The sequence below is a fragment of the Thermodesulfobacterium thermophilum DSM 1276 genome, assembly GCF_000421605.1.
GTDB lineage: Bacteria > Desulfobacterota > Thermodesulfobacteria > Thermodesulfobacteriales > Thermodesulfobacteriaceae > Thermodesulfobacterium > Thermodesulfobacterium thermophilum.
On record NZ_ATXI01000001.1, the window covers coordinates 103,180 to 124,216 of the forward strand.

Consider the following 21,037-nt stretch of genomic DNA (forward strand, 5'->3'; position numbering starts at 1 on the left):
TCAAAATATCCTTTTAAAGATCCTCTTTTCTCCTCAAGTGGGGGAAAAGAATGACCTCTCTTATCGAGGGACTGTCGGTAAAAAGCATAATCACTCTATCTATACCAATACCTTCTCCTGCACAAGGAGGCATACCATATTCAAGGGCTCGGATAAAATCTTCGTCAATCTCAGGGGGTATTTCTTCGTCTATTTCTCTTAGTTTAATTTGTTCTTCAAACCTTTGCCTCTGGTCCCTTGGGTCGTTTAACTCTGAAAAGGCGTTAGCTACTTCTTTTCCTGCAATATACAGCTCAAACCTCTCTGCAAAATCAGGGTCTTCATCACTTCTTCTGGCTAAGGGAGAAACCTCCACAGGAAATTTTACCACAAAGGTAGGTTGTATAAGTTTTGGTTCTACTAATTCTTCAAAAAGCTTAGTCCACCATTTACCTATACGTGGATCTTTTAGGTTTAGCTCAATTCTTTTTTCTTTAGCAAACTTAATAAGTTTTTCCTTTTCAAAGAGTACCTCTTTAGGAATACCTCCTAACTCTATAAGAGAGTCTAAAAACTCAACCCGTTTCCAAGGAGGAGTAAAGTCTATCTCTTGACCTTGGTAAGTAATCTTAGAGCTACCTGTTATTTCCAAAGCAAGCCCATAAAACAACTCCTCGGTTCTTTTCATAAGATCTTCATAGGTAGCATAAGCCTCGTAAAACTCTAACATAGTAAACTCTGGATTATGTCTACTTGAAACCCCTTCATTTCTAAAATTTCTGTTAAGTTCAAACACCTTATTAAAACCACCTACGATAAGTCTCTTTAGATAAAGCTCAGGCGCTATCCTAAGATATAAATTCATGTCTAAAGCGTTGTGATAGGTAATAAAAGGTTTAGCAGCTGCACCCCCTGCTATAGGATGCATCATCGGGGTTTCTACTTCTAAAAATCCCTGAGAAATAAAATAATCTCTTATATACTGGATAATCTGGGTGCGTAGTCTAAAAAGCTCTCTTACCTTAGGATTCATGATAAGGTCTACATAGCGCATCCGATACCTTAACTCAGTATCTTTAAGCCCGTGATATTTTTCAGGTAAAGGCCGGAGAGCCTTGGTTAAGAGTTTAAAACTCTTCACCAAGATGGTAATCTCACCGGTCTTGGTTTTGATAAGCCTTCCTTTAACCCCTATGATATCCCCTATGTCTATAAATTTCTTAAAAAAATCAAAATCTTCTTGAGCCAACTCATTTTTAGCCACTAAAATTTGAATTTTGTCTGTATCGTCTTGGAGATGGGCAAAAATAAGTTTACCCATCTCCCTTTTTGCCATAATCCTCCCTGCTACCACAAATTCTTGGGTCTTTTTTTCTATCTCCTCAGGGCTTAACTCTTGGTATTTTTCTTTTATATATTTTGCTTTATCCTTAGGACGAAAATCGTTGGGATAGGTCTTAATTCCCATAGACTCAAGTTTGGCAAGTTTTTCAAAACGCACTTTAATAACCTGACTTTCCTCTAACATCTATTATCCCTCCAAATTTTTTACTCCAGCCCTATTTTATTACGAATTTTACTTTTTCCAACCTACTTTAAAGTCTGGAGGTAAAAAACAGTAAAAGACAACCTTTCAAATTCGAAACCATACAAACCCCTTTGTATTGCTTGACTTTTTAAAGATTAAGTCTTAACATATTAAAAATAAAGAGGGTATAAGGGGGGTTTGATTTTATGAAAATAAAAATGGTGTTGCATGGAATAGCCATGGATCCTATGTCTAACAGTCCTGTGATGTTATTAAAAGAGGCAGAAGGAGAAAGGATCCTTCCTATTTGGATAGGGGTTTTAGAAGCTACTTCCATCGCAGCTAAGTTAGAAAACATACAATTTCCAAGACCGTTAACCCATGACCTGATCAAAAATATATTCGAAAATCTGGGAATTACCATTCCCAAGGTTGAAATCGTAGACCTTAAGGACAACACTTATTACGCTCTTATTACTGTAGTTACCGGAGATAAGGTTTTAGAAATAGATTCCCGTCCCAGCGATGCCATAGCCTTAGCTTTAAGACTTAACGCTGAAATCTTTGTAGATGAGGAGGTGTTTAAAAAGAGTCAGATTTATTCTGAAACTCCAGGAGGTGAAAAACAAGGAGAAATGGTAATCACCACCAAAGAGGAAAAAGAAAAACTAAAAGATTTTCTGGAAAAGCTGGATCCTAAACTTTTCAAATACAAAATGTAAGGAATTGAAAGTTGTTTGATTTGCACTGCCATTCAGTCTTTAGCGATGGAGAACTTATTCCAGCAGAGTTATGGAGAAGGGTTCAAGCTTTAGGCTATCAAGCCATAGCCATTACCGACCACGTAGACCACTCAAACTTTGAACATATTCTTCAAAGTCTTTTAAAGTTTAAAAAATCTGTTCAAGGATTAATCCCAAAATTTATTGTAGGTGTAGAAATAACCCATGTACCTCCGGATCTTATTCCTCCTCTTATCAAAGAATGTCGAAAAGCTGGGGCAGAGATAGTGGTAGTCCATGGAGAAACTATCGTAGAGCCTGTGACTGAAGGGACCAATCTTGCCGCTATCATGGGAGAAGCCGACATCCTTGCTCATCCAGGGCTTATTAAGCCTGAAGAAGTAAAACTTGCAGCTCAAAAGGGAATCTTTTTAGAAATATCTGGCAGAAAAGGACACTGTCTTACCAACGGACATGTAGTCAGCTTGGCAAAAACTTACGGAGCTAATCTGGTAATAAACTCAGACGGACATAGTCCCTCAGATTTTATGTCCAAAGAATTAGCTCTTAAAGTAGGGATAGGAGCTGGACTTTCAGCAGAAGAAGTTCAAAAAGTATGGGAAATCGCTCAGAAAAGGTTTTTAAAAACTTCTTCATAGAAAAGCAACTTTCTTTTATCTTTAGCACCTTGGGGTATCCTGAAACTTTGTTTAAATTTAATACCAAACTTTTCATATCTCTCGAAGACTTTTCCTATGAGTTAACCCTACCTCTTCTCATCCAAGAAAAAGATCACACCTATTTTTGGGTAGACTACAAACCTCAAAACTTTTTATCTTGTTTTGAACGAGGTTTTATAAGCTTAGCAAGACTTGTTAGTAATCCTTTACCTTTCTTTGGAGTTATAACCAACCTTACAGAGTTTATATTAATAGACTTCTATCAAGGAAAAACCTCTAAAGGAAATAAAAAAATAATCCCCCCGTATGGTAAAATAAAGACCTATACTCCAGGTCTACCCAAACCTTTTAACCCTGAAATTGAAACCAAAATTTTAAGGCTTTTCCTAAAAGGGGGATGAAAAAACTTAGCAAACAGGCTGTAAGCCGGGCTTAAAAAATTGAGCGTTGTCTTTGGATCTCAAAAAGAGCTATAGCAGCAGCTACCGAAACATTAAGACTTTCTACCTTTCCTTTCATCGGAATTTTGGCTAAAAAGTCGCACTGAGTTAAAATTCCAGGTCTAATCCCTTTTCCTTCGTTTCCTACGATTAAAACCAAGGGAATTTTAAGGTCCAGCTGATATATAGACTTTTCGGCTTTATGGGTAAGTCCTAATACCCATAAACCTTTCTCTTTAAAAAATTGAAGAGCATGTTTTAGGTTGGTAACCTTAGCTATAGGGAGGTTAAACACAGCCCCTGCAGAAACTTTAGCTACTGTTTCAGTAACTTCACAGGCTCTAACCTTAGGAATTACCACTCCATGAACCCCTGAGGCATCAGCACTACGGATGATAGCCCCTACGTTATGAGGATCTTCTACCTCGTCCAACATAACCACCAAAGGCACTTCACTTCTCTTTTCCCAGTTGGCTACTATATCCTCTAAATCGGCATAATTAAAAGTTAAAAGATAGGCCACCACCCCTTGGGTGTTTAGATGTGCTGGTATTTTGGGAGGTAATTTTTCTGAGATTTTAACGGGAATCCCAAGTTTTTTAGCCTTTTCTAAAATTTGATGTTTTTTTCCTGAGAGACGGTTTTTATCAAACCATATCTTTTCGATAGACTTAGGGTTGTTTTTAAGAGCCTCTAAGACAGGGTTTATTCCATAAATAAAAGAGGTCATAGATTAAGGTTAAAGTTAGATAAAAAATATTTCCACTGAGGATTTCTATAAGGTCTACTTAACTCTGCTTTAACTATCGAAAAGAAAAGCTCTTTACTTTTTTCTAAGTTTTCGTTTACTATCACATAATCAAACCAAGAGGCAAACCTGAGTTCTTCTTTAGCCCTTTTTAAACGATTTTGTACCTCAGCCTCGTTTTCTGTACCCCTTTGAATGATACGGGTTTTTAGGGACTGAAGGTCAGGAGGGGCTATAAAAATAAATATGGCATCTGAACCAAAATATGACTTAAGTCTGGTGGCCCCTACCACCTCTATGTCTAACACTAAGTGTTTGTTCTGGGTAAAGGCCTTTTCTATCTCTGTCTTTGCCGTTCCATAAAAGGTCCCAAAAACCTCTACCCATTCTAAAAATTCATCTCTCTCTATCATCTCTAAAAAAACAGAACGACTTACAAAATAGTAATGTTTTCCATCTTCTTCCCCAGGACGTGGAGCTCTAGTAGTATGAGAAACAGAAAAATAAAATTCATCCTGAGGCAAATCCTTAAGTATCGTGCTTTTACCAGCCCCAGAAGGACCGGTAACCACTATGATTAGTCTTTTATTCCTCTTCATCTTTCTCCAACCTTTCTAACCCATCAGACATCAGCCTTTGAGCTACAGTTTCTGCTTGTATAGCAGAAAGGATGATATGATTGCTATCGGTGATGATGATAGAGCGAGTCTTACGTCCCTGAGTAGCATCGATAAGCCTTCTTGTTTCCTTAGCCTCTTCCTTTAACCTCTTCATAGGAGCAGAGTTTGGATTTACGATAGCAATGATTCTATCTGCAACCACATAGTTGCCAAAACCTATGTTTAAAAGTTTACAACTACATCCCATAAAGACCTCCGTAAAAAGATAATTTTGGTTTAAAAGAGATTAATCAAGTTTATCTTTAGTTATTGTAAAACATTTTTCTATTTTGTCAATTTTTCTTTAAAATCCTTTCTTTTACGAAATTTTTTTATGATTTTAATACTCTTGGTTTTAAAAAATAAAGCCGGTCCTAATAAGGTATATACTACGATTAGAACAAAGATAGAGTAAGAAGGATAGGCAGCGGAGATGGTAAGACCACCTACAAAAAGCAGTAAAAGATAAAAATTTTGAGATTTTTCTATTTTTATGTGCTTAAAGCTGGGATATTGGATAGGAGAAACTAACAGATAAGAGATAAGGCTTACAGCAGTTAGAGTAGCCCATTTAGGAAGCTCAAAATCAGGACGATAGGATTGTATAAAAAGCACAGAAGAAGCCAAAATAGCCGCCCCTGCAGGTGAAGGGAGTCCTTCAAAATAGCCAAACCCAGAATGGGCTTTTACGTTATATCTCGCAAGTCTTAAAGCCACACAGATAGTATATAAAAAACAACTCACCCATCCCAGTTTACCAAATTCTATAAGCCAAAACTGGTATATAAGAATAGCAGGGGCTACTCCAAAAGAAATAAGGTCACTTAAAGAGTCATATTCAAGGCCAAACTTAGAAGTCTGCTTTAAATATCGAGCAATCCTCCCATCAAAGATATCAAAAACCATCGCTAAAAAAATAGCCCAGCCAGCTTTAGTAAAATCTCCGTGTATGGAACATATGATCGAATAAAAACCAAAAAAAAGGTTAAAGGTAGTAAAAATGTTAGGTATTAGGGCTAACATAGTTTTAATCCTTCTTTAATAACACCCGACCCAAAACAGTTTCTCCAGCAAAAACTTTATGTCCTTCTTTTACATAGATTTCAGAGTTTTCAACCGGGAAAAAAAGTTCTACCCTTGAGCTAAACTTTATGATACCAATAGGGTCTCCTGCGACCACATCATCTCCAGGAAGGACAAAAGCCCTTATCCTTCTTGCAACCATCCCCGCTATCTGTACCACCCAAAAAGGAGTACCATCCTCTCGTTCTATAAGATAAAGTTGTTTTTCGTTTTGTTGAAAAGCTTCTTCTTTAAAAACAGGAAGTTTTTCTCCTTTTACATATTGCATACGTAAGACTTTACCCGTGATAGGAGAGCGATTGATATGAACATCCCATAGCCTCATAAAAATCCCTATTCTCCAAAGGGGGGTAGAAAACCAAGAGGGATTTTCTTCTATCCGACAAGTAACTACCTTTCCGTCTGCAGGAGAGATAATGAGTTCTGGGTCTAAGACAGGTTCTCTTTTAGGGTTTCTGAAAAAAAAGGCATTAGCCAACCCTATTCCTAACCCTAAGAGCGCCGCCTTTCTTTTCTTAAATAAAAGACTGGTACCTGCAAACAGCAAGGGATAAAACACCCAAGGGAAGCCTTCTTTGTGCACCATAAAATTACTCCTTTTTATTTTTTATGGTAGGGAATAAACTTTCGTCTGTATGAGGTAAAAACAGGGCAGCTACATAGGTCTCCATATAACCTGGGTAGTTTGAAAGCTCTAAGTGGGTCATAGACTTAGCTATGTCTCTCATTTTAGCAAACTTTTCTTGAGAAAGAAGGGCTATTTTAGCTCCGAGTAAACTGGTGTTACCTAAAAAGAAAAACCGGTCTCTATCTAAATCCGGTAAAAGGCCTATAGAAATAGCGTCTTCTACATCAAGATAGTTTCCAAAGGAACCTGCTAAATAAACCCTCTCTATGTCTTTTAAAGATAACCCTACAGACTCAACCAAAACCTGGCATCCCGCAAAAATAGCGGCTTTGGCTCTGATAACATTATCTATGTCTGCTTCAGTAAAAACTATGTCTTCTCCTGTTTGGGTGTCTTGTTTAAAAACCACTACATACTCCCACCCTTCTTCCCCTCTTCTTATACGGGGATGAATCAGGTCTTTTTTAATTTTTCCAGATTTATCTATGATCCCTACTCTAAAAAGAGAGGCCAACAAAGAAAGGATTCCCGAGCCACAGAGACCTATAGGTTTTGTTTTACCGATAGTAACCACCATGGGTTCATAAGTATAAGGGTCTATGTTTACCATTTCTATAGCACCAAGGGTGGCTCTCATCCCGTGTTTTATACCGCCTCCTTCAAAAGCTGGACCGGCAGAACAGGCAGCACAAACCAAAAAATCCTGATTCCCTAATACTATTTCTCCGTTAGTTCCAAGGTCTATAAAAAGGGTCAAAGGGCTTTCTTCATACATCTTAGAAGCTACCACACCCCCTACTACGTCTCCTCCAACATAACTTGCTTTACAAGGAATAATCTGGATAAGTGCGTTTAACTCTGTAAAACCTAAATCTTTAGCCCAGAAAACAGGAAATTCAGTAGCTACTGGAACATAGGGATATTCTCTTAAATATCTTGGCTCAAGTTCAAGAAAAAGATGGGTCATCACGGTGTTAGCCGCTAAAGAAATAAGTTTCACCTCTTCTAACCGCCCTTTTGATCCCAAGGCTTCTTTTATCAAAAGGATTAATCTTTCTTTTAAAACCTCAGATAATATCTTTAATCCTCCATCTCTTCTGCAAAACTCTATCCTGCTAATAACATCATCACCGTATTTGATTTGAGGGTTGTAACCTGAACTAAAACCCAAAACTTCTCCTTTTCTTAGGTCAACCACCTCTACCTGTAAGGTGGTCGTGCCAACGTCTATGGCTACCCCTAAAAAGGGATCTAAAGGCTCTGCGGTAAGGTCTAACAAGAATGTTTTAGGATTATCTAAAGCCTGATAAACATAAGCTATGGTTTCGAAATTTTTTTGACGAAGAACATGGGGAATTTTTCTTAAAACTTCTAAAGGAACCTCTGGTTCCGAGATACCCTGTTTATAAAGCTCCTCTTTTAGTCTGTTAAAATCTGCGGTGTTTTCCTCCAAGGTCGGAGGGGTTAGTTTCAAAAATACTTCTTTAATCGGAGGGGAATCAGAATCAACCTGAGCGAGTTCTAAAAACTTAGCTCTTTTTTTAACAGGGCGATATAACGTTTTCTGGTCTAAGAAAGTAGTTAAAGGGACTTCTACCACCACGTCTGTTAGAGGGTAACTACCACAAGCCTTATAATACTGACCTTCTAAAATCTCTCCTTTCAGTTCTCCTGAAACCAACCTCACTTTACACCGATTACAGCTTCCAGTTCCACCACAAGAGGCGTTGATATGAATACCTGCTTTTATTGCTACATCAAAAAGGGTCTCCTCTTCAAGAGCCTCATACTCTTCGTTAAACGGTAGAAACTTAACCTTAGGCATTTTTTCTAATCCCTTAAAATCCTTAAAGCTAAACCTGTATTATACCAAACTTAAAAAATTGTTAAACTCCTTAGCCAAAGGTATCACTAAGTTATGTGTTGATAAATTTGTACTCAACTTTAATCGATTGAACCGTTGAATTTTAAACGTTGTCTTTTATAGTATAATTTTATACAATTTATACAATAGACAAAACCTAACATAAAATTTGGGGGATAGCTTATGTGGGACCTTCTTCCTATCTATCTAAAAACCTTTATTTTTATAGCCTTAGTGATAGCTGCTTCTTTTACCATAAAATGGGGGATTAAAAAAAAGTTTAGCTTTCTTGAGAATTTGGTTGGAATAAAACTAAAGGAAAAAACGGTAAACCTTATTTCTTGGGCCTTTTTTCTCTGGGTTTTCACCTTGGGTCTCTATTTGGTAAACGAACTTCATAACCCTTTACCGACACTAAACCCGCTTATCAATAAATTACTGATCATCTTTTTTGTATTTTCCTTAGTTTGGTTTATTTCTCAACTTATAATAACTCTTATTACTCAATACTTAACCCAAAGATTTGAGGTCATACCCAGTGTTTCTATCATCGAATTGTTAGTAAAAATAATTATCTTTTTTATCGGGTTTATTTTGGTTTTAGACATTTTAAAAATAAACATAACTCCTTTTATCACTTCCTTAGGTATAGGAGGCCTTGCGGTGGGTTTAGCTTTACAACCCACCCTTGAAAATCTATTTTCTGGACTTCAGATCTTGATGGCCAAACAAATCAAACCTGGAGATTACATCATGTTAGATAACAATTTAGAAGGCTTTGTGGAAGATATTTCCTGGAGAAACACCATCATACGTCAACTCTCAAACAACCTTATCATCGTTCCTAACTCTAAGATATCTTCTTCAGTGATCGTTAACTACAGTCTTCCTGAACCCGAACTAAGCATTTTAGTTGGAGTAGGGGTAAGCTATGATAGTGATTTAAACAAGGTAGAAAGGGTGACGATAGAAGTTGCTAAAGAAGTACTTAACACAGTTAATGGGGGTGTCTCAGAGTTTGAACCTTTTATCCGCTATCATACCTTTGGGGATTTTAGTATCAACTTTAACGTAATCTTAAGGGTAAAGACTTATGTAGATCGATATCTGGTGGCTCATGAGTTCATAAAAAAACTACATCAAAGATACAAAGAAGAAGGAATAACAATACCCTTCCCTATAAGGACAATCTATCTTCAAAAAACCTCTTGATTTTTTAGAAAGTGGATTAATATTATCTAAAATAAAATCCTAAAAACAGGAGGTGTGGCTATGAAAGCAGGTAAGTTTCTTTTAAGTTGGTTTTTCAGTTTTTTTGGTATTCACCTTTTTAGCAGTAAACACAGGTTTTACTGCTACTCCTTTAAGTAAAGAAAGGGTAAAAGAGGCTAAGACAGTTTGTGGTGTACAAGAGGTAGATGTAGAAGGTGCTAAGAAACTCATAGCTGAAGGAGCTGTTATACTTGATGTAAGGGAATATACAGAATATAAAGCCGGACATATTCCTGGGGCTATTTGGGCACCAAGAGGGCTTTTAGACTTTAAAGCCTACGAGTGGCTTCCAGACAAAGAAAAAACCTATTTAGTTTATTGTAAAACTGGAGGAAGAGGGGTAGTAGCTACCTGTGACCTTAAAAAATTGGGTTACAAAAAGGTTTATAATCTAAAAGGTGGTATCGTTGCCTGGAAAGAAGCTAAGCAACCTATAGAAACTGGAGAGCCTGAAGGTCCAGGTAAAGGGATGAAAAAAGCAACCTATATACACTAAAACTAAAATCTTTTAGCAGAAGGGGGATATCCCCCTTCTGAACAATTTTTCAACTATAGATTTTTCAGCACCTTTTCTTCAAGATAAGCAAAAAGTTTTCCAGGTAGATAAAGACCACAGCCTAAAATCCATTTCTCATCTTTAAGAACAACGTAACCTGGTTCTAAGTCCAGGTTTATTTCTACCTTTTTATGTTTTTTCAACTCTTCTATAAGTTGAAAATTAAGGATTATTACGTTTTTGGTAGCAAAATTTCCAAACCTTTGCAAAAAAGCAGAGGTAGGCTTAAGATAAGAAGAAACTTTTCTTAAAAAGAGAAGACCTACAGTTTGGACCTCAAGAGAGGTTAAGCTTTCTAAATAAGGAGTTTTAGGAAAAAGCCAAAAGTTTGAAACACCCTTTAATACTTCGTAGTCTTTAAAGAGAGAAGGAGAAAAACCGAACCTATCTTCTAAATAGTCAAAAATTTCTTTTTTCTCTTCTTCATTAACTTTTTTAGGGAATTTTCTTTGCATATTATTTTTTCCTCATCGTTAAAGAATCTTGTTTTTAAAAAAATATAATATAAAATTTTGAAATCATCAAACATATTGACCAAGGGGATTTCTATGAACGCTGCAGAAAAGTATAGAGCTGCAGGGGTTGACCTGGAAAAAGCCAATCTTTTGGTAGAAATCGTTAAAAAATATTCTTCAAGTCTTCCTCAAAAAGGGGTTCTCTCGGGGATTGGAGGCTATTCTGGACTCTTTTCTTTAGACTTAAATAGCTATAAAAACCCTGTTTTAGTGTCTTCTACAGATGGGGTTGGTACTAAAATCAAGCTTGCTATCAAGGCAGGAATCCATAAAGGAATTGGGATCGACTTAGTGGCTATGTGTGTAAATGATATCATTACCTGTGGAGCCAAGCCACTTTTCTTTTTGGATTATTTAGCTTTTGGGAAGTTTGAAGAAAAAATTTTTGAAGAATTGATCGCAGGGATAGTAGAGGGATGCAAAATCTCTCAATGTGCCCTTTTAGGTGGAGAAACAGCAGAAATGCCAGGAATGTATGCCCCTGGAGATTATGATTGTGCGGGTTTTGTGGTAGGAATAGTAGAAAGAGAAAAAATTATAGACGGTTCAACCATCTCAATAGGAGATGTCTTGATAGGAATACCTTCAAGCGGGCTTCATAGCAATGGATTTTCTTTAGTAAGAAAAATTTTGGAAGAAAAACAAATAAGTTTAGATTATATTCCTGAAGAGTTAGGAAGACCTATAGGGGAGGTAGTTCTTACCCCCACCAAAATTTATGTACCAATTATGTTAACCCTTACCAATAAAGGATATAACATCAAAGGTTGTGCTCACATCACAGGAGGTGGTTTTATAGACAATCTTCCAAGGATTTTACCAAAAAACTGTAAGGTAATAATAGAAAAAAATACCTGGGAAACACCAGCGATTTTTCAGCTTCTTCAGAAATGGGGAGAGATCTCTGAAAAGGAGATGTATCAGGTGTTTAACTGCGGAATAGGGCTTGTTTTGATAGTAAGTAGAGAAGAAGTAGAGGAAATAACAAGTCTTATTTCTGCTTTAGGGGAAGGTTATCGTGTAATAGGTTATGTTGACAAAAGAGAGCAAGATGAACCACAAGTTATCTTGGTTTAGAGGGGTTGAGGCATGTATTTTCAAGAGGTGATTGCTACTTTAAATCGTTTTTGGGGAGAAAAAGGTTGTGTAATCCTTCAGCCATATGATATAGAGGTAGGGGCAGGAACCTTTCATCCTGCTACTTTTTTGAGATCTCTTGGCCCTGAACCCTTTGCCTGTGCATATGTACAACCTTGTAGAAGGCCAGCAGACGGAAGATATGGAGAAAATCCTAACAGATTACAACATTACTACCAATATCAAGTCATCATTAAACCCTCGCCTGATAACATCCAGGACCTTTACCTGGAAAGTCTTCAAGCTTTAGGTATTAACCCTACGGAACATGACATAAGGTTTGTAGAAGACGACTGGGAATCTCCCACCTTAGGAGCCTGGGGATTGGGTTGGGAGGTTTGGCTTGACGGGATGGAAATCACTCAGTTTACCTATTTCCAACAAGTAGGGGGTTTTGACTGTTCTCCGGTAACGGTAGAGATTACCTATGGGCTTGAACGTATTACCATGTATCTTCAAGAGGTAGAAAACGTCTTTGACCTTAAATGGAACTCAAAATATACCTATAGAGATATACATCACCGAGGAGAGGTAGAATATTCTATCTATAACTTTGACGAAGCAGATGTAAACCTTTTAAAAGAACTTTTTGACAGATACGAAGCTGAAGGCAACAGACTTTTAAGTTTAGGTCTTGCGCTTCCAGGTTATGACTTTGTCATCAAATGTTCCCATACCTTTAACCTCCTTGATGCAAGAGGAGTTCTTTCCCCTATAGAAAGAGCAAATTACATAGGTCGTGTGAGAGGTTTGGCAAAAAAAGCTGCTGAAACTTGGCTAAACAAAGGAGAAAGGGAATATGAATAAAAATCTTCTTTGGGAAATAGGGACAGAAGAGCTTCCGGCAAGGTTTATCGAACCTGCCCTTTTAAGCTTACAAAAGGCCGCAGAAAAAAAATTAAAAGAACTTTTTGTAGACTATCAAGAAATCAAAACTGCAGGAACATTTAGGAGATTGGTCCTTTTTGTAAAGAACCTTTCAGAAAAACAACCAGACAGAGAAGAGGAAGTTTTAGGTCCTTCTATGAATATAGGGCTTACTAAGGAAGGAACCTTTAGTCAGGCATTAATCGGTTTTGCTAAAAAGTACGGAGTAAACCCAGAAGACCTTAAAACTAAAAAAACCCCTAAGGGTGAGTATTTTTACCTTAAAAGAACCATTCCTGGACAAAAAACAAAAGACCTTTTACCTTCCTTGCTCCTTTCTTTACTTAAAGAAATCTATTTCCCAAAAACCATGAAATGGGGAGATTATGACGTAAGATTTGGTCGTCCTATAAGATGGATGGTTTGTCTTTTTGGGGAAGAAGTTATTCCCATTAAAATAGCAGGGATACAAGCTACAAACCAAAGCTTAGGTCATCGTTTTTTAAGCCCATCTCCCATCGTGCTTAACAAAGCAGATTGGGAAGAATATGAAAAACAACTTGAAAATAACTTTGTTATAGTTTCTCCTGAAAAAAGATTAACTTTTACTAAAAAAAGCATCTTTGAGGTTTCTCAGCCTTATGGTGTGCCTGAAATAGATGAAGACCTCTTAAAAGAAAACGCCAACTTATTAGAATATCCCTTTCCCATAGTAGGCAGTTTTCCAGAAAGTTTTTTAACCCTCCCAGAACCTCTAATCACAACTGCTTTAAAAGAACATCAGAGATATTTCTGTATTAGAACCCTCGAGGGAAAACTTCTTAACTATTTCATCGCCGTGAATAACAACCGTCCTAAAGATTGGGGGGTAGTAAAAAAAGGACATGAAAGGGTTACTAAGGCCAGGCTTGAAGATGCCAAATTTTATTTTGAAAAAGACCTTAGTCAACCCCTTTCCTACTTTTTAGAAAAAATTAAAGGTATAGTTTATCATATCAAATGCGGAACCCTATGGGAAAAAACTCAACGGTTAATAGATCTGGGTAAATATTTAGCGTTAAAATTAGATTATCCATACATTCTCTCTAAGATAGAGAAAACCTGCCTTTACGCTAAAATAGATACAGCCTCAGAGGTAGTAAGTGAATTTCCTTCGTTGCAAGGGGTTATAGGGAAGATTTTGCTTGAGCATAAAGAAGAAAAGGATATTGCAGAGGCAGTTTTCGAACAGTATCTCCCCTCCCCCAAAGATGAAACCCTCCCTCAGTCTTTTGAAGGAATAATTCTTTCATTAGCTGATAAAATAGACCATCTTTGCGCCCTTTTTGGGGTTAACGAAAAACCCTCTGGAGAAAAAGATCCTTATGGGCTTAGAAGAGCAGGTTATGGCATAGTAAAACTGCTTATAGGAAAAGAAAAATTCTTAGACCTGGGAGAAGCTATAGAGTTTTCTCTTAGTTTGTTAAAAAAACAAGGGTTTTTGAAAAATCGTAAGGCTTTAGAGGAAGTTACAGAATTTATCAAAAAACGCTTAGAGGGAGAGTTTTTAAACTTGGGTTTTAGCAAAAACGTGATAGGGGTTGTGCTTCAGTTACCTCTCAATCCTTATGACCAATACCTAAGACTAAAGGCCCTTTCAGATTTTCAGGAAAAGAAAGATTTTGTTGACCTTATTACTGGGTTTAAACGGGTAGCCCAGTTGTTAAAAAATGTAGATAAACAAACTCTTTTAGAAGAAGTTGAAGAAAACCTTATCGTATTAGAAGAAGAAAAAGAGCTTTATCAACAGGCTTTAAATCTAAGACCAGTTTTACTTGGCCTGATAGAAAAAAAGGATTATCTTTCTTATTTAGAACATTTGGTAAGTCTTAAAGAACCGATAGACAGGTTTTTTGATAAGGTGTTTGTGATGGTAGAAGATGAGGATTTAAGAAACAACCGTTTAAAAATCTTACAAAGGGTGGCTGAACTTTTTGAAAGGTTTGGTGACTTCACGGCCTTTATTTAAAGGTGGGTTATGAAAAGGGTGATCATAGGAACAGCCGGTCATATAGATCACGGAAAAACCACCTTAGTTAAAGTTCTTACCGGAATTGATACAGACAGACTAAAAGAAGAAAAAGAACGAGGCATTACCATAGACATAGGATTTGCCCATTTAGTCTTACCCTCAGGAACTCTAGCAGGAATAGTAGATGTTCCTGGTCATGAAAGATTTATTCGAAACATGGTAGCTGGGGCCTCGGGTATAGACCTTGTTATCCTTGTAGTGGCTGCTGACGAAGGAGTTATGCCTCAAACCAGAGAACACATAGAAATTTGCGAACTTTTAGGGATAAAAGACGGGATTGTGGTTTTAACCAAAGTGGATCTGGTAGAAAAAGACTGGTTAGACCTAATAAAAGAGGATGTAAAGGAATTTTTAAAAACCACCTTTTTAAAAGAGGCACCTATCTTAGAATTTTCAGCAGTTACAGGACAAGGTAAAGAAGCAATCCTAAGAGTGCTGGATGAAAAGGCTTTAAAGGTATCAGCCAAGGTAGAAGACCAGCCTTTTAGGCTCCCGGTAGACGGGGTGTTTACCGTAAAAGGATTTGGAACGGTAGCTCGTGGGACAGCCATTTCAGGTAAGGTTTATCTTAACCAAAACTTGGTAGTTTATCCAAAAAATCTTACTACAAAAGTAAGGAACATACAGATTCACGGAAAAAATGTGGAAGTAGCTTATGCAGGGATGAGAACTGCACTTAACTTGCAAGGTATAGAAAAAGAAGACATAGAAAGAGGAGACGTGGTTGCAGAACCTGAAGTCTTAAAACCTTCTCAGTGGATAGATGTAAAACTTGTGTCCTTAAAAAGCATAAAACCTCCGATCAAAAACTTTGAAAACCTTCTTTTTTATATCGGAACCAAAGAAACCGTAGCCAAGGTTTTCCTTTTAGGAAAAGATCAGCTAAACCCAGGGGAAGAAGACGTAGCTCAATTGTTTGTCCAAGTCCCAATAGTTGCCTGGAGAGGAGACAGATTTATCTTAAGACGAGCCTCTACTAACCAGACAGTAGGCGGAGGGGAGGTTTTAAACCCTGTAGCTTATAGAAGAAAAAGAACTAAACCCTGGGAAAGAAAAGAAGTCGAATACTTAGCTCAAGCTTCGGAAAAAGAGCTTATCCAGTTTTGGATAGAAAAAAAAGGATTTTTAGGTATCTCTAAAAAAGACCTACAGATTACCGTTTCTCTCTTTGGAAAAAGGTTTGAAAAACTCTTAAAAGACTTAAGTAAAAACTTGATTGAAATCAAAGACGGAGAAAAGGTCTTTTATTTTAGTAAAAAAGCAGAAGAAGAGCTAAAAACAGAGATTATCAATGCTTTAAAAAAATTTCACACAAACAATCCCTTTAGCCCTGGACTTACTAAGGAACTACTAAAAACGAGAATTTCTTCCTTTGTTTCAGAAGGATTTTATCAGTACGTCCTTGAAAGTTTGATAAAACAAGAGATTTTAGGAAAAAACAAAGAGATACTCTTTCTAACTGAGTTTAAACATCTAAACTCTGAAGAAAAAGAAAAATTAAAAAAAGAGCTTGAAGAAAAGTTTCTTTCAGAGGGATATACCCCACGGGATTTTGAAACCATCCTTCTTGATTTTAAAGAAAACTATAAAGCCGCCAAAGAACTGGCACAGGCCTTGTTAAAAGAAGGCGTTTTGGTAAAACTTACTGACAAACTAGTCTTTCACGCCAAAATTTTAGAAGAATGGGAAAATTTAGTAAAGGCTGCTTTTCAAAAGAAAAAGGAATTAGAGCTAGCAGATTTTAAAAATCTTACTCCAACCCAGGTGAGTAGAAAATTTTTAATTCCTTTGGTAGAATATTTAGATAAGAAAAAGGTTACCCTTAGAGTAGGGGAAAAAAGAATATTAAGAAAAACTTAATGGATGTTAAGGCTGAGATAATCAAAAACCTTCTATACCTTAAAGAAATAGGCTTAACCAGTATTCCAGCTTCTGAGGCTATCAAAAGGCTTCTCCAACGCGAAATCTCTTTAGAAGAAGATTCTCTCTCAGCTCTAAAAGAAAAAGTTATTCACTGTGAAAAATGTTCTCTTCATAGGGTTAGAAAAGCCGTGGTTTGGGGAGAAGGTCCTACCGAACCTGAGGGATTGATGATAATTTCAGAATATCCTGACCGAGACGAAGATTTTTATGGGAAACCTTTCGTAAAAGAAGTAGGTAACCTGCTTGACCGCATGCTTAATGCTATCAATCTAAAAAGAGAATTATTTTTTATTACCCATACGGTTAAATGTAAAACCCCTGGGGGAAGACCACCTGAGCCCGAAGAGATAGAAGCCTGTAGACCATATCTTTTAAAACAAATCAAATATTTAAGGCCTAAGCTGATTTTAGCGTTAGGATTTACTCCTCCTAAGGTGCTTTTAGAAGGAAAGGCCCTAACCTTGGTTAGAGGCAAGGTGTTTACCCTTAAAAAAACCTCTCTCTTTTTTACCTATCATCCAGCTTATATTTTAAAAAATCCTGGAATAAAAAGGGTAGTATGGGAAGATTTACAAAAATTTAGGAAGCTTTATGAAGAAATATTTTTATCTAATTAGTTTAGTACTTGTTTGTTTTTGGGTCTCTTATTTAAAGGGTGCAGAGCCAAGAAAGGTTTTTCATGTAAAAATCGATGCCCCTATCACTCCTGTTATAGCTAATTTCATAAGTTATGGGATAGACCTTGCCAATAAAGAAAAGGCCGAAGCTTTTATCATAGAGCTTGATACCCCTGGGGGGCTTGTTGAGTCTACCAGGGAAATAGTAAAGGACATCTTACAAAGTAAGGTCCCTGTTATAGTTTATGTAAGTCCCTCTGGGGCAAGAGCTGCCTCTGCCGGTACCTTTATTCTCCTTTCCTCACATTTAGCGGCGATGGCTCCTGGTACTCACGTAGGAGCTGCTCATCCGGTAGAACTTACAGGCAAAGCTGATAAAGAGGTAATGAACAAGATAATAAACGACTTGGTAGCCTGGGCTAAAAACCTTGCTCAAATGCGTAACCGTAACGAGACCTTTGCAGAAGAAGCTGTAAGAAAAAGTAAAAGCATTACTGAGACCGAGGCACTACAAATTGGAGTAATAGAAATCATAGCCAAAGATTTAAACGACCTTTTAGATAAGGCTCACGGAAGGCAGGTTTTCTTAGGAGAAGAAAAACGGGTTTTAAACCTTAAAAACGTCCGGATAGAAAAAATACCTGAAGACCTAAAGACAAAAGTGCTAAAAATTTTAACCAATCCGAATTTAGTATATTTCTTACTTATGTTAGGGTTAGCTGGCCTCTATTTTGAGTTATCTCACCCTGGAAGCATATTCCCTGGTGTATTGGGGGCTATATGTCTTATATTAGCCTTAGTAGGGTTAAGTGTTATTCCTGTTAACTATGCAGGGCTGGTCTTTATTTTATTAGCCGGTGTGCTTTTCTTCTTAGAACTTCAGGTAACCTCACATGGGCTTTTAACCTTAGCCGGAGCAATCTGTCTTTTCTTAGGTTCTATCATGCTTTTTGGTAAGAACCCGCCTGCTTTAAGGGTTTCACCCCCTGTTTTATATTCTTTGGTGCTCATCTTTTCCTCATTATTAGCAGGTATCACTTATATCGCCCTTAAAATCATACGGAAAAAACCGGTTTCAGGAAAAGAAGGTATGGTAGGGAAAGTTGGTAAGGTCTTAAAAGAAATAGGACCTGAAGGTGGAAAGATATTCATCGAGGGAGAAATCTGGCAGGCTTATGCAGATGAAACCATTCCGGAAGGAGAAAAGGTAGTAGTGGTAGAAAAAGATGGTCTGATCTTAAAAGTAAGGAGAAAAAATCGATGAAAAACCTCTTAAACATAGGAATAAGCTTATTAATTCTTATAGTTTCTCCTGTGATCGTTTATGGGGAAATAGCTTGTGACCCCAAGGTTTTATACCAGGCAGACGAAAAGTTTTTTGTCAGTCTCCCGGGATATCAAACTACCCAGATAAAAGAAACTAACCTTAACTTTTTTGGAAAGATCCATAATAAAGAAAGAACCTACAAAAACGCAAGCGCCAAGGTTAGGGTCAGGATATTTTGGGGAGAAAATTTAATTCCTAATTGGCAAGGGTTTACTTTAAATCTTTTAGAAATTTCTAAAAATGAGCTGAAAGACGGAGAAATCGATGGAATAAAGGTTAAATTTTACGAAAACGGAGAAAAAAAGGTAATAGTTGTGCCCATTTTAGAGGAAACTTCTCGAGGATTTTTAATTTTGTTTAGCTCTAAGGACCTAAGCTTAGAAGCCCTCAAAAATTTCGTCTCGCAGTTTCCGATAAAAACCCTCTGTTCTATCCCCGAGCTTTCCAAATGAGTTCTTTCATCTCTCTTACTGCCTCTTTCATGCCTACCATGATAGCCCGAGAAACGATACTATGTCCGATACTAAACTCTTCTATCTCAGGAATAGCAGCCACAGGCCCTATGTTTTCATAGCTTAAACCATGTCCTGCATGTACGATAAAACCAAGGTCTTTGGCTAACCGAGCTGCAGTTTCTATTTTACCAAACTCTTCTTCTCTTTTTAACTCATCCTCTGCTTCAGCATACATCCCTGTATGTATTTCGATGATCTGAGCCCCGGTTTTTTTAGCAAGCTTTATGGCTTCCTCATCTGGGTTTAGGAAAAGGCTTACCTTAATACCTGCCTTGTTTAGCTCCTTTACTGCCTTTTTTACCTTTTCTACATTTCCGATTAAATCCATTCCGCCTTCGGTGGTGATTTCTTCTGTCCTTTCTGGAACTAAGGTTACCTGGTAAGGTTTAATCTCTTTAGCAAACTTAATCAATTTCTCATCTATGGCCATCTCTAAAATCAGTTTGGTTTTAATCACCTCTTTTATCAACCTTACATCCCTTTCTTTTATATGTCTTCTATCTAATCTTAAATGCACAACGATTCCGTCAGCTCCTCCTAACTCTGCCAGCACAGCTGCATGCACAGGGTCAGGATAAGGGGCTTTTCTTGCCTCCCTGACTGTGGCTACATGATCTACGTTTACCGCAAGTTTGGCTGGCATATACTCCCTCCTTTTTAAAAAGTTTAAAACCTCTTCTTTACCTTCAGAAAATCCTACTTTTTCAAACAATTGTATCTCTTTTTTTAACATAAGCCAAGGAGAAAAAATTCCCTTTTCGTGGTCATAGTCAAGGAGATGAACCAACCCATGAATGGCTAAACTTAAAAGATAGTTTTTAAAGTTTAATCCATAAAATTCTGCCTCCTCCTTAGCCTTTTCTACCGAAATAATAATCTCCCCCAAAAGGTTGCTTGGAAAACCCTGTTTACCAAAAAAAGAAAAAGAAAGCACATTAGTAGGATAGTCCCTTCCTAAGTATTTAAGGTTTAACTCCCAAATGGTAGAATTATCAACCAGGGTTAAAGAAACTTCTTTTTTATAAAGCTTTAGTTCTTTTAAAGCTTGATTTAACCTTGAAGTTATTTTCTTTTCTAAATTTTTTGAGACAAAGTTCTTGCACGAGGTAAAAACAAAAACAGGCATTACTTTTCTACCACCTTCTTAGCAAAGATTAAATATCCAGTATGAGCAACCATCCTGTCTTCTGGTCTTAACCTTTCAGGATTGGGTTTGTATTGCCTAAGTAGGATTTCAGAAACCTCTATGTCTAAGAAAAGTAGACGCTGTAACTCTAAAAGGCATCGAGAAACTTGATTAGCCGTAGGGACAAGAATTCCTAAAAAATGACCTCCTTTCAAGGACTCCCAAGCTGCTGGGATCAACGTCCAGGGTTCCTTTAAGTCTAAAAAAACCGCATCTACTTCTTTTTCTTCAAAGGCCTCTGTGACTTCTGTGTTCTTAAAAATTACTCTATCTAAAAGATTAAGTCTTTTAAGATTTTTTATAGCAATCTTCTGAAATTTAGGCTCTTTCTCGTAAGAAATAACCCTTCCCTCTTGACCAACCATAAAAGCAAGGGCTGTAGTTAAAGCCCCAGAACCTCCACCACATTCTAAAACCAAACTTCCTGGCCCTACGTTAAGTTTAAGTAAAATATACCCTATATCCTTAGGATAAACTATTTGAGTAGCCCTTTCAACCTTCATCAAAAAGTCATAAAGAGAAGGCCTTAACACATAAAATTTTTCGCCCTTTTTTCCATAAACTATTTCTCCGTAGTTTTTTCCGATCAAATCTTTTAGGTCTAAAAAATCTTTATGTGTGTGAAAAGAGGTATCTTTCACCTCAACTAAATACTTTCTTTCGTCTGAGGTTAAAATAAGAACGTAGTCTCCTTCTGCGATCTTCATAAAACTCCCTTTT

Annotated in this window: 22 protein-coding genes; 12 read left to right on the forward strand and 10 right to left on the reverse strand. The window is 37.1% G+C overall.

The window, feature by feature from the left end:
- Positions 1-13: 13 nt before the first annotated feature.
- Positions 14-1,507 (reverse strand): lysine--tRNA ligase, encoded by a 1,494-nt coding sequence (gene lysS, locus H529_RS0100560; protein ID WP_022854632.1) that lies wholly within the window; start codon positions 1,505-1,507, stop codon positions 14-16.
- A 206-nt stretch (positions 1,508-1,713) separates the two neighbouring features.
- On the opposite strand from lysS, the gene H529_RS0100565 reads away from it, so the two are divergent.
- The 3 genes from H529_RS0100565 to H529_RS0100575 are packed head-to-tail and all read left to right on the forward strand — an operon-like array spanning position 1,714 to position 3,310.
- Positions 1,714-2,229, forward strand: coding sequence for a bifunctional nuclease family protein (locus H529_RS0100565; RefSeq protein WP_022854633.1), 516 nt, complete (start codon positions 1,714-1,716; stop codon positions 2,227-2,229).
- Between the two features lie 11 nt (positions 2,230-2,240).
- Entirely contained in the window at positions 2,241-2,888 is a 648-nt protein-coding gene (locus tag H529_RS0100570; RefSeq protein ID WP_022854634.1) for a histidinol phosphate phosphatase domain-containing protein, read from the forward strand.
- A complete protein-coding gene (locus H529_RS0100575) occupies positions 2,846-3,310 on the forward strand; it encodes a hypothetical protein (RefSeq protein ID WP_022854635.1) in 465 nt (154 codons plus the stop codon). The genes H529_RS0100570 and H529_RS0100575 overlap by 43 nt, the downstream gene beginning before the upstream one ends.
- Before the next feature lie 31 nt (positions 3,311-3,341).
- On the opposite strand, the gene rlmB is transcribed toward H529_RS0100575, so the two are convergent.
- The 6 genes from rlmB to H529_RS0100605 all read right to left on the reverse strand — a co-directional run bounded on the left by rlmB (position 3,342) and on the right by H529_RS0100605 (position 8,292).
- The gene (rlmB, locus tag H529_RS0100580; RefSeq protein ID WP_022854636.1) at positions 3,342-4,079 is read right to left on the reverse strand and encodes a 23S rRNA (guanosine(2251)-2'-O)-methyltransferase RlmB; all 738 of its coding nucleotides are present in this window, start codon (positions 4,077-4,079) and stop codon (positions 3,342-3,344) included.
- Entirely contained in the window at positions 4,076-4,696 is a 621-nt protein-coding gene (gene gmk, locus H529_RS0100585; protein WP_022854637.1) for a guanylate kinase, read from the reverse strand. The genes rlmB and gmk overlap by 4 nt, the downstream gene beginning before the upstream one ends.
- Positions 4,683-4,964, reverse strand: a complete 282-nt coding sequence (locus H529_RS0100590) for a DUF370 domain-containing protein (RefSeq protein ID WP_022854638.1) — start codon at positions 4,962-4,964, stop codon at positions 4,683-4,685. Before H529_RS0100590 ends, gmk begins: the two co-directional genes overlap by 14 nt.
- Before the next feature lie 77 nt (positions 4,965-5,041).
- Positions 5,042-5,779, reverse strand: coding sequence for a CDP-diacylglycerol--serine O-phosphatidyltransferase (gene pssA, locus H529_RS0100595; RefSeq protein ID WP_022854639.1), 738 nt, complete (start codon positions 5,777-5,779; stop codon positions 5,042-5,044).
- 4 nt (positions 5,780-5,783) lie between these two features.
- Entirely contained in the window at positions 5,784-6,425 is a 642-nt protein-coding gene (locus tag H529_RS0100600; protein WP_022854640.1) for a phosphatidylserine decarboxylase, read from the reverse strand.
- Between the two features lie 4 nt (positions 6,426-6,429).
- Entirely contained in the window at positions 6,430-8,292 is a 1,863-nt protein-coding gene (locus H529_RS0100605; RefSeq protein ID WP_022854641.1) for an ASKHA domain-containing protein, read from the reverse strand.
- Positions 8,293-8,514: 222 nt separating this feature from the next.
- On the opposite strand from H529_RS0100605, the gene H529_RS0100610 reads away from it, so the two are divergent.
- Both H529_RS0100610 and H529_RS09565 read left to right on the forward strand, forming a co-directional pair.
- Entirely contained in the window at positions 8,515-9,543 is a 1,029-nt protein-coding gene (locus H529_RS0100610) for a mechanosensitive ion channel family protein (protein WP_022854642.1), read from the forward strand.
- Positions 9,544-9,646: 103 nt separating this feature from the next.
- A complete protein-coding gene (locus tag H529_RS09565) occupies positions 9,647-10,099 on the forward strand; it encodes a rhodanese-like domain-containing protein (protein WP_022854643.1) in 453 nt (150 codons plus the stop codon).
- Between the two features lie 53 nt (positions 10,100-10,152).
- On the opposite strand, the gene H529_RS0100620 is transcribed toward H529_RS09565, so the two are convergent.
- Positions 10,153-10,614: a hypothetical protein gene (locus H529_RS0100620; protein WP_022854644.1), complete on the reverse strand. Its 462-nt coding sequence runs from the start codon at positions 10,612-10,614 to the stop codon at positions 10,153-10,155.
- A gap of 93 nt (positions 10,615-10,707) precedes the next feature.
- On the opposite strand from H529_RS0100620, the gene purM reads away from it, so the two are divergent.
- Genes purM through H529_RS0100655 form a run of 7 tightly spaced genes read left to right on the forward strand, consistent with a single transcriptional unit; the run spans position 10,708 to position 19,068 of the window.
- The gene (purM, locus tag H529_RS0100625) at positions 10,708-11,751 is read left to right on the forward strand and encodes a phosphoribosylformylglycinamidine cyclo-ligase (protein ID WP_022854645.1); all 1,044 of its coding nucleotides are present in this window, start codon (positions 10,708-10,710) and stop codon (positions 11,749-11,751) included.
- Between the two features lie 12 nt (positions 11,752-11,763).
- A complete protein-coding gene (glyQ, locus tag H529_RS0100630; RefSeq protein WP_022854646.1) occupies positions 11,764-12,618 on the forward strand; it encodes a glycine--tRNA ligase subunit alpha in 855 nt (284 codons plus the stop codon).
- A complete protein-coding gene (glyS, locus tag H529_RS0100635; protein ID WP_022854647.1) occupies positions 12,611-14,686 on the forward strand; it encodes a glycine--tRNA ligase subunit beta in 2,076 nt (691 codons plus the stop codon). Before glyQ ends, glyS begins: the two co-directional genes overlap by 8 nt.
- A 9-nt stretch (positions 14,687-14,695) precedes the next feature.
- Complete coding sequence (gene selB / locus H529_RS0100640) at positions 14,696-16,609, forward strand: selenocysteine-specific translation elongation factor (RefSeq protein ID WP_022854648.1); 1,914 nt, start codon at positions 14,696-14,698, stop codon at positions 16,607-16,609.
- Complete coding sequence (locus H529_RS0100645) at positions 16,609-17,289, forward strand: uracil-DNA glycosylase (protein ID WP_022854649.1); 681 nt, start codon at positions 16,609-16,611, stop codon at positions 17,287-17,289. The genes selB and H529_RS0100645 overlap by 1 nt, the downstream gene beginning before the upstream one ends.
- Positions 17,264-18,553 carry an NfeD family protein gene (locus H529_RS0100650; protein ID WP_022854650.1) on the forward strand — a complete coding sequence of 430 codons (1,290 nt, stop codon included), beginning with the start codon at positions 17,264-17,266 and terminating at the stop codon, positions 18,551-18,553. The genes H529_RS0100645 and H529_RS0100650 overlap by 26 nt, the downstream gene beginning before the upstream one ends.
- The gene (locus H529_RS0100655; RefSeq protein WP_022854651.1) at positions 18,550-19,068 is read left to right on the forward strand and encodes a hypothetical protein; all 519 of its coding nucleotides are present in this window, start codon (positions 18,550-18,552) and stop codon (positions 19,066-19,068) included. Before H529_RS0100650 ends, H529_RS0100655 begins: the two co-directional genes overlap by 4 nt.
- Here the strand turns inward: H529_RS0100655 and H529_RS11385 are convergent.
- Both H529_RS11385 and H529_RS0100665 read right to left on the reverse strand, forming a co-directional pair.
- Positions 19,046-20,257 (reverse strand): pyridoxine 5'-phosphate synthase, encoded by a 1,212-nt coding sequence (locus tag H529_RS11385; RefSeq protein ID WP_022854652.1) that lies wholly within the window; start codon positions 20,255-20,257, stop codon positions 19,046-19,048. The two genes, H529_RS0100655 and H529_RS11385, sit on opposite strands and share 23 nt — an antisense overlap.
- The gene (locus H529_RS0100665) at positions 20,257-21,024 is read right to left on the reverse strand and encodes a tRNA (adenine-N1)-methyltransferase (protein ID WP_022854653.1); all 768 of its coding nucleotides are present in this window, start codon (positions 21,022-21,024) and stop codon (positions 20,257-20,259) included. The genes H529_RS11385 and H529_RS0100665 overlap by 1 nt, the downstream gene beginning before the upstream one ends.
- Positions 21,025-21,037: the final 13 nt, after the last annotated feature.